Source organism: Streptomyces formicae, from assembly GCF_002556545.1.
GTDB classification, from domain to species: domain Bacteria; phylum Actinomycetota; class Actinomycetes; order Streptomycetales; family Streptomycetaceae; genus Streptomyces; species Streptomyces formicae_A.
The window spans coordinates 8,381,279-8,396,194 of sequence record NZ_CP022685.1; the positions used below are offsets into that span (position 1 = coordinate 8,381,279).

At 68.2% G+C, this 14,916-nt stretch carries 11 protein-coding genes; 8 read left to right on the top strand and 3 right to left on the bottom strand.

The features are described 5' to 3' along the window. Nucleotides 1-101 precede the first annotated feature (101 nt). Nucleotides 102-593, bottom strand: coding sequence for a Gmad2 immunoglobulin-like domain-containing protein (locus KY5_RS36455; RefSeq protein ID WP_098246207.1), 492 nt, complete (start codon nucleotides 591-593; stop codon nucleotides 102-104). A gap of 246 nt (nucleotides 594-839) precedes the next feature. Here KY5_RS36455 and KY5_RS36460 point away from each other — a divergent pair, with 246 nt between their 5' ends. The 3 genes from KY5_RS36460 to KY5_RS36470 all read left to right on the top strand — a co-directional run bounded on the left by KY5_RS36460 (nucleotide 840) and on the right by KY5_RS36470 (nucleotide 3,956). Continuing rightward, the gene (locus KY5_RS36460) at nucleotides 840-1,343 is read left to right on the top strand and encodes a hypothetical protein (protein ID WP_234363030.1); all 504 of its coding nucleotides are present in this window, start codon (nucleotides 840-842) and stop codon (nucleotides 1,341-1,343) included. Between the two features lie 75 nt (nucleotides 1,344-1,418). After that, nucleotides 1,419-2,300, top strand: a complete 882-nt coding sequence (locus tag KY5_RS36465; protein WP_234363031.1) for a universal stress protein — start codon at nucleotides 1,419-1,421, stop codon at nucleotides 2,298-2,300. 810 nt (nucleotides 2,301-3,110) lie between these two features. Further along, entirely contained in the window at nucleotides 3,111-3,956 is an 846-nt protein-coding gene (locus KY5_RS36470; protein WP_098246208.1) for a hypothetical protein, read from the top strand. 72 nt (nucleotides 3,957-4,028) lie between these two features. Here KY5_RS36470 and KY5_RS36475 read toward each other — a convergent pair whose 3' ends face one another. Next, nucleotides 4,029-5,699: a transposase gene (locus KY5_RS36475; protein WP_234363032.1), complete on the bottom strand. Its 1,671-nt coding sequence runs from the start codon at nucleotides 5,697-5,699 to the stop codon at nucleotides 4,029-4,031. A 333-nt stretch (nucleotides 5,700-6,032) separates the two neighbouring features. Between KY5_RS36475 and KY5_RS36480 the strand changes: the two genes are divergently transcribed. Further along, a complete protein-coding gene (locus tag KY5_RS36480; RefSeq protein WP_098246209.1) occupies nucleotides 6,033-6,479 on the top strand; it encodes a hypothetical protein in 447 nt (148 codons plus the stop codon). An 86-nt stretch (nucleotides 6,480-6,565) separates the two neighbouring features. Next, the gene (locus KY5_RS36485; RefSeq protein WP_159072680.1) at nucleotides 6,566-9,370 is read left to right on the top strand and encodes a tetratricopeptide repeat protein; all 2,805 of its coding nucleotides are present in this window, start codon (nucleotides 6,566-6,568) and stop codon (nucleotides 9,368-9,370) included. 361 nt (nucleotides 9,371-9,731) lie between these two features. Here the strand turns inward: KY5_RS36485 and ppk2 are convergent, their stop codons facing one another. Continuing rightward, the gene (gene ppk2 / locus KY5_RS36495) at nucleotides 9,732-10,514 is read right to left on the bottom strand and encodes a polyphosphate kinase 2 (protein WP_098246211.1); all 783 of its coding nucleotides are present in this window, start codon (nucleotides 10,512-10,514) and stop codon (nucleotides 9,732-9,734) included. Nucleotides 10,515-10,760: 246 nt separating this feature from the next. Between ppk2 and gap the strand changes: the two genes are divergently transcribed. Genes gap through KY5_RS36510 form a run of 3 tightly spaced genes read left to right on the top strand, consistent with a single transcriptional unit; the run spans nucleotide 10,761 to nucleotide 14,910 of the window. Next, nucleotides 10,761-11,771, top strand: coding sequence for a type I glyceraldehyde-3-phosphate dehydrogenase (gap, locus tag KY5_RS36500; RefSeq protein WP_098246212.1), 1,011 nt, complete (start codon nucleotides 10,761-10,763; stop codon nucleotides 11,769-11,771). After that, nucleotides 11,771-12,508, top strand: a complete 738-nt coding sequence (locus tag KY5_RS36505) for an HAD family hydrolase (RefSeq protein WP_098246213.1) — start codon at nucleotides 11,771-11,773, stop codon at nucleotides 12,506-12,508. The genes gap and KY5_RS36505 overlap by 1 nt, the downstream gene beginning before the upstream one ends. After that, nucleotides 12,505-14,910, top strand: coding sequence for a glycoside hydrolase family 65 protein (locus KY5_RS36510; protein ID WP_418952845.1), 2,406 nt, complete (start codon nucleotides 12,505-12,507; stop codon nucleotides 14,908-14,910). Before KY5_RS36505 ends, KY5_RS36510 begins: the two co-directional genes overlap by 4 nt. Nucleotides 14,911-14,916 lie beyond the last annotated feature (6 nt).

Below are 14,916 nucleotides of genomic sequence, written 5' to 3' on the forward strand. Positions count from 1 at the left end.
TCACCGGCTTGGTCGGCACCGGCCGGTCGCGATGGCCGAAGGCCGGGAGCTGAGTCCGGCCGTGTCGCGTTGGGTCCTGCCAGTCGTGCAGGAGCGCGAGGTCAGGAGCCGATGGGTACGCGAAGGACCTGTCCGGGGGCGATCCTGTCGGGGTCAGTGATCTGGTCCGGGTTGGCGCGCACGATGAGCTGGTATCGGGATGCGTCGCCGTAGTAGGTCTTCGCCAGCGTGGACAGAGTGTCGCCCTTGACCACCTTGTGCTCGCGATAGCCGTGGTAGCCGGGCGTGATGCGCGGCCCGTAGAGGACGGGGACGGTGACGACGTGGATCTCGCTGCCGTCCTTCGGGCTCACCTCGAAGACCTGGACGAGGAGCTGGTCGGACTTGAACGACGTTTGGCCGACGTTGACGGCGACGTGGAACTGGCCTTGCTCACCGGTCCCGCCGCCGACCTCGAAGTGGCCGGTCACCTCGGCGTGGCCGTCACCGACGCGGTAGTGCAGGGTAGCCTCGTAACCGGTGCCGATGCCGCCCACGTGGATGGGGTTTCCCACTAGGTCGAGCTTGCGCGGTTGGTCGATGCGGTTGGACATGAAGCCTCCTGACCATGAAGGGGCACTCTGCTCCCTCTCACTCAACTCCTGTTCTGGTAACGGGCAAGCCCACCTTTCGGACTTGACGATTCCCCAGCGCCTACCGTCGAGGTCGCGCACGGCCCGGGCGGCAGAAGGCCCACACAGGCCGAAAGTGGGGCCGAACAGGCCCTGTTCCAGAGCCACTTGACCTCTGTGGCAAACGTGCCGACGGCCCTGGAATGGCAGTGAAGAGGGAGGGAGCTCATGACCGCATATCCGAAGGCCCGACGCCTTACGTCGGCCGCATCGGCACTCCTGCTCGCACTGGCCGTGCCGGTGGCGAGCGCGAGTTCCGTGGAGAGGGACTCGCTGTCCCGCGCGCCGGATACGGTTCCCACGCGGAGCGGAAGCCCTGCGTCAACCGTCGACCACGTTGCGAACTTCTACGGTGCGTACATCGATGCCGTCCACGACACGGGCCGTGGTTCGCTGACGAAGAGCCTTCGCCACCACTACCTCACCGCGGGGCTGCGCAAGAGCCTGTCCGGCTGGGAGGCGGCACACCACCGCGACGGAGTCCTGCGGGCCAAGGGCGTTCCGAGTGCGTGGAAGGTGACGTACCAGGACAGCGGCATGGGCCACTGCTGGACGCGGGTCACCCTGACGTGGCACGACCGTCGGCACCGGGTCCACCACAGCTACCTGCTCGTTCAGTCGGACACCGCGACGATGGACATCTCGGGGATCCGGATGGATTCGGCGAGGTAGCCGTCCGCGCGTCATGGCCGAGGTGCGGCACTACCGCCCGCTGCTCGGCGCACAGGTTGAGAGGTGGTGGGGACAGTGGAGTTGCCCCTGATCGTAGGAGTGGACGGTTCGGAGTCGAGCCTCCTGGCGGTCGACTGGGCAGTGGACGAGGCGGACCGGCTGGGACTCCCCGTACGGCTGGTGCACGCTTGGCTCTGGGAGTTGTACGAGGGGGGAGCGTTCGCCTACGGCCTGCCTGGCCCTTCCCTCCACGTCAGCGGGGAGGAGGCGCGGCGCATCGTCGACCTCGCGGCCGAACGGGCCGGACGGCGCAGTGCGGCCGTGAAAATTTCCACGGAGGTACTGCCGGAGGACACCGAAGCCGCCCTCCTGCGAGCCTCGCGCAATGCCACTGCGCTGATCACCGGCTCTCGTGGGAGGGGCCCGATCGCCGGGCTGCTGCTCGGTTCGGTGAGCCTGGCGATGGCGTCCCGTGCGCTGTGTCCGGTCGTCGTGGTGCGGGGAAGCGAGGCGAGCCGCAACAGCGAGCACGGCCGCATCGTGATCGGGGTCGGCGACGCGACCAACGGCGTCGCGGCGATCCGCTTCGCCTTCAGAGAAGCCGAAGCGCGGCACTGCACTCTCGATGCCGTACGCGCCTGGCGCCGCCCCGCCCACGAGACGACCGGCCTTCCGCTCGCCTCGGGAGAGTCGGCGCGCCACCACCGCGAACACGCGTCGGCTCTGCTCGAGGACGCGTTGCGCGTACCGGCACGTGACCACCCCTCTGTGCACGTGCGCGGTTCCGTTGTGGAGGGTCCCGCGCACAAGATCCTCGTCGATCGCACCGGCGCGGCGGATCTGCTCGTCCTCGGAGGGCGGCGCCACGGCCGTGTTGGTCCTCAACTCGGCAGGGTGGCACACGCGTTGCTACACCACGCCGATTGTCCTGTGGCTGTCGTTCCGCAACGAGGGTGACGGGCGGCCGCGCGGGCTCTGGACCTGACGGCGCGCTGGAGGTGTGGACCATGGTGCGGCCCGTTGTCGCCGGAGTCGATGGAAGCGCCGCGAGCTTGGCTGCGGCTGGGTGACCGGCGAGGTCGAAGATGCTCGGTTTGCACAATATGGGAGCGGATCCCTGATCATGGTGCTGAAGTTGCGTGCCGCCGCGGGCGGGGCCGGACTGCTCGTCCTCGGTCATCGACCGGCCAAGCGCCCGCACTTGGGCCCATGTATCGGCCTCATCGGCCAAACCGAGACGCAGTGTGCCCGCTGTCCTGTGGTCTTCCTCCCACACTCCTAGGCCCTGCTGAGAATTCGCTGGGGGGGGGGTGGGTTGTCTGTCCGGGAAAGTCACGGGCGGCCAACCAGATTGTGGGGCCGCGTTTGTTCAACACCGCGACCGAGGTGAACTAGGGGTGCCCGTAAGAACCGTGTTACCGATCCTGTGGTCTATTGTGTGGTGGCCTCGACGGTGTCCTCCGACTTGCGGTTCAGCTTCAACTTGAGGTCGTTGAACCTGTTCTTGACGTGCGGCGTGGCCTTTCGCGGCAACGATGCCCACCGCGCCTACGACTGCGGCCACCTTGATCACATTCCCAGCCGGGGAGAGCACGGCATGCGTGACAAGCCCTGGTCATCATCCCGTACGAGAGCGCTGCCCCCTGTACTCAACCGATACCCCGACGGCCGCCCACCAGGACCGACGATGCTCAGTGCACGCTCTGACACGGATGTCGGCCCCGAAACCCGTCGCGACCGGGCCATGGCGCTGCCACACTCGCGCTCATGAGCGACGACAGCGCCGAGAGCCTCGACGGAGTCATCGGCACCCACATCAATGCCATCAACTACGAAGTGATGGACTGGGCGACGGAGGCGCTGCCGGCACACGTGCCGGCGGACGACCTGAAGAAGCTGAAGCTGGCCGCGGGCGAGCATCTCGCGGCGATGCTGACGACTGCCTATCTCGGCATCGTGCCGGTCGCCGTAGACATCCAGGGCAGCGTGGATCTCGTCTACCGCGTGGCGGACTCCGACAGCGACGCACTGTCGTTGCTGCTCGGTCGCACCGGTGTCGAGTTCGCCGACTTCGAGGTGAAGTCGATACCTGGTGACTTCCGCGAGCACGATGCAGCGGCCTCCCGGGCATTGAAGCGAGGTGAGAAGCCAGGTACTCATTGGTCGACGTTCGTGTCAGCGAACGATGTCGTCGAGGCTGCCCAGTCGATGATCGCCAAGGCTGCAAAGCAGTTGCGGGACAAGTCCGCCCCCGACAGGGCGCGGGTGGTGTTTATCGTGTCCCACTTTTTCGACCGGCCCTACGTGGAATGTCTCGACCCGGTGATCGCGCACACCTTGTCGGCCCCGACGCTGCCCGACGAGATCGACGCCATGTGGGTGTTCTTCGCGCCCTCGCACCTCGTGGTGTGGTCGGTTGTCGAACAGCGCTGGACGCAGCTTCTCATCGGCAGTTTTAAGGAGGATATGACGGCCCCGGAGGTCGACTTCGACATGGAGCTGCTGCAGCACTACGAGGGGCTGTTCCTGGAGCGGGCGGGGCTCGACGGGCCCTCGCCCTTCTATTACGGCCTCGGCGCTGGTGAGCTCGCATCCGATTTTGACACAGAGTGACGGCGGCTGGCATCCGTCAGCAATACGCGACACCTCAACATGCGAGCTCACCAGTCTCAGACCTCAATTCGGTCACGCGGCGAGGGTGAGGTCGAGTCGAGCAAGGTGGCTGACGCGGGTGCGGTCGAGCGGCTGGCCGTTCCACCACGCATCAAGGCGGATGAGGTTAAGCGCGACGGCGGCGAAGACGTGCTCCAGGTGGGTCGTCTGGAGACCGAGGTAGCGGGCACGTCTTGTCCCGGAGACCGCGACGGCTTGGTGGATGGTTCCCTCCATGCTCGCGCGGGTTGCGTACTTGGCTCGCCATTGTTCGTCGCCCTGCTGGAGGCGGGCATGGTCGAGGACTTCCTGCACCTCGCGGGGCTGCAGGGAGAGCGTCCGACCGCCGGTCTTTGAGCGGGTGCACTGGTCGCGCAGCGGGCAGGGGCGACACGTCTCCTTGTTGACCTTGATGACGATGGCCTTGGTGCCGCGCAGGGTGGCGGGGCTCCACCAGGTACAGGTGTCACCTCGTGGGCAAGTGGCCTGCCGCTTGTCCCAGTCGATGGTGAAGGCGGTGCGGTCGAACCCGGCACCGGCACGCGCCTGGGGTGAGCTTTTTAGCAGGACCGGGGTGACCAGGGTGGCCCCGAGGTTCTTTTTGATGCCCACGATCAACTCGGCAGAGGCGTAACCGGAGTCGAGGAAGTGCTCGGCGGGCAGGAGATCGCGGGCGGCGAGCGTGTGATGGACCGGTCCGGTCGTTTCCGCATCGGTCACTGTGGCGTCGGTTGTCGCGATGCCAGTGATCAAGCGCGGCGGCGGTCCGTCGGCTCCGACGATCAGCGCCTGGCCGTCGGTAGCCGAGTCCTGGGCATCGGCATCGTCGCAGGACTCACTGATATGGATCTTGTAACCGGTCCACCAGGAACCCTGTTTGCGGCCGTAGCGGGCGTCGGTGTCGTACGGGGAGGCCAGCCTCAGTCTGCCGGGCGGGAGGTCTTTGCTCTCCCGCCGCTTCACCTCCGCTCCGGCCTCGGACACGGTGCGGTGGTAGTTCTTCACCCACATCGTGCGCAGGACCTGCACTGCCGGGAGCTCGCGCAGACAGATCAGCGCGTCAGGGGCATGCATCGCCTCCAGTAGCGCGAACCCGTCCCGGCCGTAGAGCCAGAGCATCTCCTCGCGCTTGCTCGTGGAAGCCGGCGGATGCCAGGAGTGAATCCGCGGACCATAGCGTTCCACCCATTCCCGAACGGGAACCGCGTCGGCCAGCCAGTCCGGGGCCGCGCAGGTCAGCGCCTCCAACGTGGCCCGCAGTGTCTCCCCCCCCGCCAGCTCCAGCCTGTTCAGGTCGCGTACCGCCGCCAGCACGCGGGTGGAGTCGGTGCGTTGCTTGCCTCCGGCCTTCGCCAGGCCCCGGTCCTTGAGGGCGGTCAGCAACAGGTCGAGCACCTTCTCCTCCATCCCGTGCTCGACCAGTCGCGTGCGGAACTCTGACAACACCGAGGAATCGAACCCGGGATCATCCAGCTCCATGCCGAGTGCGTAATTCAGGTCCATGCCGTGCCGCCCGCGATGCGTTGCCGCCCGGTCGGTGAGGTTCTCGGTGAACTGCAACACCGTTACGAGCGCCAGCTGGCCCGGTGACCAGCCAGGCTTCCCTCTAGTTCCGAACGCTTCGGCGAACTCGGCGTCCGCGAACAACTCGCTCAGTTCGTCGCGAACCCGCATCGCCAACGGATACGGGTCCCGTGCCGCCACCGCCCGCGCCACCTGCGCAGTCAGCTCGGGTACGTTCGGTCACGGCCTCGGCCGCATCGACATTTCACACCCCACCCGCGACCGGAACGCCAAGACGGACGCTGTTGCCCCGACCGACGAGCCGCCAGCCCAGCCAGGCACGGAATAAGCCAGCAGGATCGTCACCAGCCGCAAACTGCGAGGATCCTTTAGACGGCTGCGGAAACCCCAGGTGCCTTCCGGAACAGGACTGTTCGGGCCGCGTTCGATGCCTATCGGCCCATGGCTCCGCAGTGCGGCACTGCGTCACGCTGGCCGTAGCCCATGAGGGCACGCGGGAGCGGAGGGGGCAGGATGGACGAGATCGCGATGGCGGCGGCGTCGGCGTTGGTCGGGGTGATGGCCACCGACACCTGGAGGCAGGCCCGGGACGGTCTGGTGGCCCTGTGGCGCCGGGTGCGCCCGGAACGAGCCGAGGAGATCAGCAGCGAGCTGGAGACCCTGCACACCCAGGTCCTCAACGCCCATGCGGAGGCCGATTCGGCGGAGGTGTTGCAGGGCCTGGAGATGACGTGGCGCGGCCAGCTGCGGGCGCTGCTGCGGCACGATCCGCGGACGGCGGCCGAGCTGCGGCGGATCCTGGAGGAGGAACTGGCCCCGGCGCTGGAGCCCGGCGAGCGGGAAAGGCTGTACAAGGTCATTCAGACCGTGCACGGCGGCACTGGCCACAACGTCGCTGGCCACACCGTCAACGTCACCGACAACCGCGGCACGATCGGCCCCACCGACCCAAAAGCCTGACCCGGCCCGAACAGCCTGCGGAGGCACAGGTCGAGCAGAACGTGGAGGCTCCTGGACAGTCGCACATCACCATGGCGGCCCGAGATGTGCACGAGACCATCGTGTACGAGGCGCAGCCACCGTCCCGGCCTCTGGTCACCCGTGGCCTGCCCCCGGACGTAATGGGATTCACCGGGCGGCAGCGTGAGCTGGAGCGGCTGCTGGCCGTCGCAGGGCCGGGGCGGGTGGTGAACATCCACACCGTGGACGGGATGCCGGGGGTGGGCAAGACCGCCTTGGCCACCCGTGCCGCGCACCTGCTGGCCGAGCACTTCCCGGACGGGCAGTTCTTCTACGACCTGCATGCCCACACCCCCGAGGTGCTCACTGCCCAACCCGTCGACGTGCTGGCGGTGCTGCTGACCGACCTGGGCATCGACCCGACCCACCTGCCCTCCAGCCTGGAGGGCCGCTCGCATCTGTGGCGCGACCGGCTCGCGGGCAAGCGAGTCCTGCTGGTGCTCGACGACGCGGTCGGGCACGCGCAGATCCAGCCGCTGCTGGCGGCCAGCCCCGGCTGCCTGACCCTGATCACCAGCCGCCGACGGCTGATCGCCCTGGACGGGGCAGACCCCGTGTCCCTCGCCCCACTCACTCCGAGCGAGGCCGCCCAACTGTTCGTCAGGCGCGCCCGCCGTACCCCCACCGACAGCAGCGAGCGGGAAGCTGTCGCCGGGACGGTACGCCTGTGCGGGTATCTGCCACTGGCGATCACCCTGCTCGCCGGCCGGCTCCGCCACAAGGACCCGGTCCTGTGGCCCCTTGCCCGTTTCGCCGCCGAGTTCGCCGACGCCCAGGAGGACCGTCTCGGCGAATTCGACGACGGCGACAACCGCGCCGTGTACACCGCCTTCACCCTCTCCTACCGAGACCTCCCCGCCGACCAGCAACGTCTCTTCCGGCGCATCGGGCTGCACCCCGGGCCTGACACCGACGCCTACGCCGCAGCCGCTCTCGACGGCACCTCCCCGGCCGCCACCCGCCGCCGCCTGGAAGCTCTCTACACCGACCACCTCCTCGACGAGACCGCCCCCGGCCGCTACCAACCCCACGACCTCCTGCGCGAGTACGCCTGCACCCTCACCCTCGAACACGACACACGCGACGACCGCGCCCAGGCAGCCGGCCGTCTCCTGGACTACTACTTGCACGCCGCACAGATCGCCGACCAGCATCTGGCCCCTGTCACCCCCTACGCCAACTCCTCCACGGGCTCGCAGGTCACTACCCCTGGTCTTCCCGACCGGGCCGCCGCTCTGGCCTGGATGCGCATCGAACGTGACAACCTCCTCGCTTGCATCGGCACCTCTACCATCGACCAAGCTCCCCACGCCGTCCGCCTGACTGCTTCCATCGCCGCCTTCCTCCTGCAGGACGGTCCATGGCCCCAGGCGGCCACCCTCCACCAACGAGCCGCCCAAACGGCCCACCACAACAACGACCCTGTCGGCGAAGCCAACGCCCTTCGCGACCTGGGCCGCGTGCGATATATGACCGATGACTACGAGCAGGCCACCGGCCTTCAGGAGCGGGCTCTGGCCCTGTTTAAAGAGCTCGGCGACTGGCGTGGGCAGGCCAACGCCCTCAATGACCTGGGCTGTGTGTATCGCATGATCGGCGACTACGAGCAGGCCACCGGTCTCCAGGAGCGCGCCCTGGGCTTGTTCGAAGAGCTCGGCATCCGGTCCGGGCAGGCCAACGTTCTCCATGAGTTGGGCCGCGTGCGGTGTATGACCGATGACTACGAGCAGGCCACCGGCCTTCAGGAGCGGGCTCTGGCTTTGTTCGAAGAGCTCGGCATCCGGTCCGGGCAGGCCGACGTTCTCCATGAGTTGGGCCGCCTGAGGTATATGACCGGCGACTACGAGCAGGCCACCGGCCTTCAGGAGCGGGCTCTGGCTTTGTTCGAAGAGCTCGGTACCCGGCTTGGGCAAGCCAACGCCCTCCACGACCTGGGCTGCGTGCGGTACCTGACCGATGACTACGAGCAGGCGACCGGCTTCCTGGAGCGCGCCTTGGCCTTGTACGAAGAGCTTGGTACCCGGCTCGGGCAGGCCAACGCCCTCCATGAGTTGGGCCGCGTACGGTATATGACTGGCGACAATGAGCAGGCCACCGGCCTCCTGGAGCGCGTCCTGGCCTTGTACGTAGGGCTCGGCGACCGGCTTGGGCAGGCCAACGCACTCAGTGATCTGGGCCGTGTGTGTCGCCTGATCGGCGACTACGAGCAGGCGACTGGTCTCCTGGAGCGCGCTTTGGCCTTGTCCGTAGGGCTCGGCGACCGGCTTGGGCAGGCCAACGCACTCAGTGATCTGGGCCGTGTGCGTTGCTTGATCGGCGACTACGAGCAGGCGACTGGTCTCCTGGAGCGCGCTTTGGCCTTGTACGTAGGGCTCGGTACCCGGCTTGGGCAGGCCAATGCCCTCAACGACCTGGGCTGTGTGTGTCGCCTGACCGACGACTACGAGCAGGCCACTCGCCTCCACGAGCAGGCCCTCACCTTGTTCAGGGAGATTGGTGACCGCCAGGGGGAGGCAGAAGTGTGGAACAACGTGGGCGCACTACTCGCCAAGTCCAACGGAGCACAAGAAGCCCTTAGGCCGTACCGCAAGGCGCTGGAGCTCGCCCGTCAGATCCGCAGTCGGCGGGATGAGGCGTTGGCACTGGAAGGGATGGCTCACTGCCACGAGCGCCTTGGTGGCCGCAAGGTCGCGTTGGAGGAACTGCACGAAGCCCTGGCTATATACCGAAGCATCGAGGCCGCCGAAGCGGATCGCGCCACTCAATTCCTGTCCCGCTTGAAGGCCGAAGACGGCGGCGGTGATACGGGGGTTGAGGATTCGACCGATTGATGATCAAAATCAGTAGGCGGCGACCCGCAGCCGGAGCGGCGCCGGATCATGCGCATGAAACGGGGCCGTTGCTCGACCGGCAGATCCACGTTCTCACTGAAGCAGGATGCATCCGAACGCAAGGATCTGTGAGAGGTTCTCGACTACCTGCGAGAGGTCGGCACCCTCGTCGTCCCGTCGATGGACCGGACGGCTGCTCCTTCCAGGATCTCATCGCGATTGCCTCCGGCCTGCGCGAGCAGGGCGTCGGCTTCACCTCACTCCAGGCTGGCGACCAGGCGTGATGAGGTTCCTGGTCGTTTTGACTGACGGGACATCAAGCACGAACCCGCAGGTGACCAACCTGCCGAAGAGGCACGCGCTAGTCCAGTCCTGCGGCGTGATCGGGAACGTAGGACTGGAGGTCGCGCGGTGGCCGTTCATAGCCCGTGTTCGGTGGGCGGGGCGGGAGGCTGAGCCGCGGGGGCGGCACATCGTGGTAGGGGATCGTCGAGAGAAGGTGGGCGATCATGTTCAGCCGCGCGCTGCGTTTGTCGTCGCTCTCGACGACGTACCAAGGGGCCTCGGGGATGTCCGTGTGGACGAACATCTCGTCCTTGGCCCGCGAGTACGCCTCCCATCGTGTGATCGACTCCAGGTCCATGGCGGACAGTTTCCAGCGCCGGGTGGGGTCGTGAAGACGACGGCGGAAGCGCTGTTCCTGCACCGAGTCGCTCACCGAGAACCAGTACTTGCGCAGCAGTAGGCCGTCCTCCAGCAAGAGGCGTTCGTACAGGGGGCATTGGTGGAGGAAGCGCTGATGCTCGGCCTTGGTGCAGAACCCCATGACGTGCTCGACGCCCGCGCGGTTGTACCAGCTGCGGTCGAAGAGGACGATCTCGCCCGCCGAGGGGAGATGCTCCGTGTAGCGCTGGAAGTACCACTGGGCGCGTTCGCGTTCCGTGGGCGCGGGCAGTGCGACGATGCGTGCGACGCGGGGATTGAGGTGCTCCGCCACGCGTTTGATGGTGCTGCCCTTGCCCGCCGCGTCGCGCCCCTCGAACACCACGACGAGCCGGGCCCCAGTGGCCCTCACCCACTCCTGCAGCTTCACCAGTTCCGTCTGCAGGCGGTACAGCTCGTGCTCATAGGTCTCCTTCTTCATGGCCAAGCCCGCCTCCGGGATTCGCACGTTCCTGTCCCGCAATGACATTACGGAGGAATCCTGCGCCGGGAACCGGGCCGTGCGCGTCCTGGCGTGCTGTGGGCCGGACGTCCCTGGGAGTGCCCCGGTCGGCCCATGTCCCACGTGGCCAGGCGGTGGCAGCGTGACACGCAGTGCGCCCGGAGGCTTCGCGGTCGACGCGCGGGCCGTGGGGCGCAACCCGCCTGCCAGGAAAGGGAGTCGCTCATGACCGTCCGTGTCGGGATCAATGGATTCGGCCGTATCGGCCGCAACTGCCTGCGTGCCGCGCTGGAGAGGTCCGGCGACGGCGCCGTCGACGTGGTCGCGGTCAACGACGTCGCGCCGACGGCGACTCTGGCGCATCTGCTGGAATACGACTCGACGTACGGCAGGCTGCACCGCGACATCTCCCACGACGAGGCATCGATCACCGTGGACGGCAGGCGCATCGCCGTCTCGGCGGAGCGCGACCCCGCCGCCCTGGACTGGGGAGGACACCGAGTCGACATCGTGATCGAGTCCACCGGCCGCTTCCGTGACCGGGACGCCGCCGCGCTCCACATCAAGGGGGGCGCGCGCAAGGTGCTGCTCTCGGCGCCGGGCAAGGGCGCCGACGCGACCATCGTGATGGGCGTCAACCAGGACGTGTACGAACCGGACCGGCACCAGGTGGTCTCGGCCGCCTCCTGCACCACCAACTGCGTCGTGCCGATGGTGAGCGTCCTGCACGAGAGCTTCGGCATCACCAAGGGCCTCATGACCACCATCCACGGCTACACCAACGACCAGGCGCTCATCGATGGCCCGCACAAGGATCTGCGCCGGGCCCGCTCGGCGGCCCTCAGCATCATCCCGACCAGCACCGGCGCCGCCCGGGCCGTGGGGCTTGTCGTCCCCGAACTCGACGGGGCGCTGGACGGCTCGGCCCTCCGCGTGCCGGTGGAGGACGGTTCGCTCACCGACCTCACGGTGCTGCTTCGCCGTGAGGCCACTGCGGAGGAGGTCAACGCCGCGTTCGCGGAGGCGGCGGACGGTCGCCTGCGGGGCTTCCTGCGGGTGTCGCGTGCCCCGATCGTCTCCCGTGACGTCATCGGCGACCCGGCCTCCTGCGTCTTCGACCCGGCCCTCACCCAGTCGCACGGGGACCTGGTCAAGGTCTTCGGCTGGTACGACAACGAATGGGCCTATTGCCAGCGGCTGTTGGACCTCACTGTTCACGTCGCGGGACGCCTGTGATGATTCCCGCCGCTCTCGCCGGTGTGCGAGGCGTCGTGCTCGACACCGACGGGGTGATCACCGACTCGGCGCGGGTGCACGCCGAGGCGTGGAAGCGGGCCTTCGACGTCTTCCTCGCCGAGCATCCGCCCGAATCGCCCCGGCAGCGGCGGCCGTTCGACGTGCGCCAGGACTACTTGCGGTACGTCGACGGCAAATCGCGCCTCGACGGAGCCGCCTCTTTCCTCGCCTCGCGTGGGCTGCGGCCGGTCGTCCGGGACGTCGAGGCCGTGGCAGCCGAGAAGGAGCGGCTGTTCGCCGAGCGGCTGAGCAAGGGCGGCATCGACGCCTACCCCGGAACCGTGCGCCTCCTGAAGGCCCTGCGTGAACACGAAATCCCGCTGGCGGCGGCCTCCGCCTCCCGGCACGCCCGTGAAATCCTCACGAACGCGGGCGTGTTGGAGCTCTTCGACGCTCTCGTGGACGGTGAGGTGGCGGCTCGCCTCGGCCTCGCGGGCAAGCCGGACCCCGCGCTCTTCCTGGAAGCGGCGCGGCGCCTTCGTGTGACGCCGACGGAGGCTGCTGTCATCGAGGACGCGCTGGCGGGTGTCGAGGCGGGCCGGCGCGGTGGGTTCCGTGTCGTGATCGGCGTGGACAGGAACGCGACGGACAGCACGAGGGCGGCTCTGCTGCGACACGGCGCGGACACGGTGGTGGACGACCTCGGCGCGCTGCTGGCCGAAGGCGGAAGGCCATGAAGGAGCGGATCGACGACTGGACCTGGGAGTACGACGGCTTCGACCCGGCGGACGAACGGCTTCGGGAATCCCTGTGCACCCTGGGCAACGGATACTTCGCCACTCGGGGGGCCGCACCCGAGTGCCCGGCCGACGACGTGCACTATCCGGGGACGTACGCGGCGGGCTGCTACAACCGGCTGACCTCACACATCGCGGACCGGCAGGTGGAGAACGAGGACGTGGTCAACCTGCCCGACTGGCTGCCCCTGCGCTACCGGCTGAAAGAAGGGCAAGAGGAAGGCGAAGGGCAGTGGCTCACCCCGGACCGCGGCGCGCTCGTCGCCCTGCGGCAGTCCCTGGACCTGCGGTCCGGCATCCTGGAGCGCGATCTCCGGTACGAGGTCGGGCACGGGCGCGTGCTGCGGGTGCGCCAACTGCGTCTCGTGCACATGGCCGACCCTCATCTCGCGGCACTGCACACCCGCTTCAGCGTCGAGGGGCCGCCGGTCGTGCTGGAGGTCGAGGCGGCACTCGACGGGACCGTGACCAACGCGGGTGTGCCGCGCTACCGGCAACTGAACTCCACCCACCTCACCCACGTCCACACCGGAACCGGTGACGCGGCCGACACCGTGTGGCTGCGATGCCGCACCACGACGTCCGACGTCCGGGTGGGGCTGGCCGCCCGGACGACGGCGGGCTCCGCCCCGGCCGTGACGCGGCACGACGGGGGCCGGGCTGTCCAGCTCTTCGAAATCACCCTTGAAGCCGGGCGCACCGCCACCGTCGACAAGACCGTCGCCCTGCACACCTCCCGCGACCCGGCGATCAGTGACCCCCTGCGGGCCGCCGTCGACCGTGTCGCCGGGGCACCCGGGTTCGACGAGCTCCTCGACTCGCACATCACCGCGTGGGACCAGCTGTGGCGCAGGGCCGAACTCGACGTGCCCGGCGAGGCGGGCCGCATCCTGCGGCTGCACCACTTCCACGTCCTGCAGACGCTGTCGCCGCACACCGCCGATCTCGACGTCGGCGTGCCCGCTCGCGGGCTGCACGGAGAGGCGTACCGAGGCCATGTCTTCTGGGACGAACTCTTCGTCCTGCCCTACCTCAATCTGCATTTTCCCGAGGTGTCCCGGGCGCTTCTCACCTACCGCCACCGCCGTCTGGAGCGGGCGTGCGCGGCGGCCCGCGACGTGGGCAGGGCGGGTGCGATGTACCCGTGGCAGAGCGGTAGCGACGGACGGGAGGAGACCCAGGAGCTCCATCTCAACCCGCGCTCGGGGCGCTGGCTGCAGGACCACTCCCGTCTCCAGCGTCATGTGGGATCGGCTGTCGCGTACAACGTGTGGCGGTACTGCGAGGCCAGTGGTGACGCCGAGTTCCTGCACACCAAGGGCGCTGAGATGCTCCTGCAGATCGCCCGCTTCTGGGCCGACTCGGCGACGTACGACGAGAGCCTCGGTCGGCATCGCATCCGCGGCGTCGTCGGGCCCGACGAGTACCACGACGCCTACCCGGGAGCCGTGGCTCCAGGGCTTGACGACAACGCCTACACGAACGTCACGGCGGCCTGGGTGCTCGCCCGCGCCCTGGACGTCCTGCGGACCCTGCCCGAACCGCGCAGGCGGGAGCTGGTGGAACGGATCGGTCTCGACGGCGGAGAGGTCGAAGCGTGGGAGGACGTCTCCCACACCCTTCACGTGCCGTTCCACGACGGGGTGATCAGCCAGTTCGAGGGATACGGAGACCTCGCGGAACTGGACTGGGACGGCTATCGCGCCCGCTACGGTGACATCCGCCGTCTGGACCGGATCCTGGAGGCCGAAAACGACACGGTCAATCGCTATCAGGCGTCCAAGCAGGCCGATGCCCTGATGCTCGGCTACCTCTTCTCCCCGGCCGAACTGGGCGGCCTCTTCGCCCGGTTGGGCTACTCGCTTGACGCGGACACCTGGCAGCGCACCGTCGACCACTATCTGCGCCGCACCAGCCACGGCTCCACGCTCAGTGGTCTCGTGCACGGCTGGGTCCTGGCCAGAGTGCGGCGCGCGGGAGCCTGGAAGTTCGTGCGGGAGGCGCTGGAGGGAGACATCGCCGACCTGCAAGGCGGCACCACGGGGGAGGGCATCCACCTCGGCGCCATGGCAGGGACGCTCGACCTCGTGCAACGGGGCCTCACCGGCCTGGAGACCCGGGGCGGCGCACTGTGGCTCGACCCGGTGCCGCTGCCGGAACTCTCCGAGTACGGTTTCGCCCTTCGCTACCGGGGGCACTGGGGCGTACGGCTCCGGATGCGGCCCGGCATGCTGCACATCGGCGTCCCCTCGTCGGACCGCTCGCCGATCGGCATCGAGCTGCCCGGCAGGGCCGTTTCCGTCGAGCCGGGGGAGTCGTGTGATCTGACGCTGCCCGAGTGACGGGGC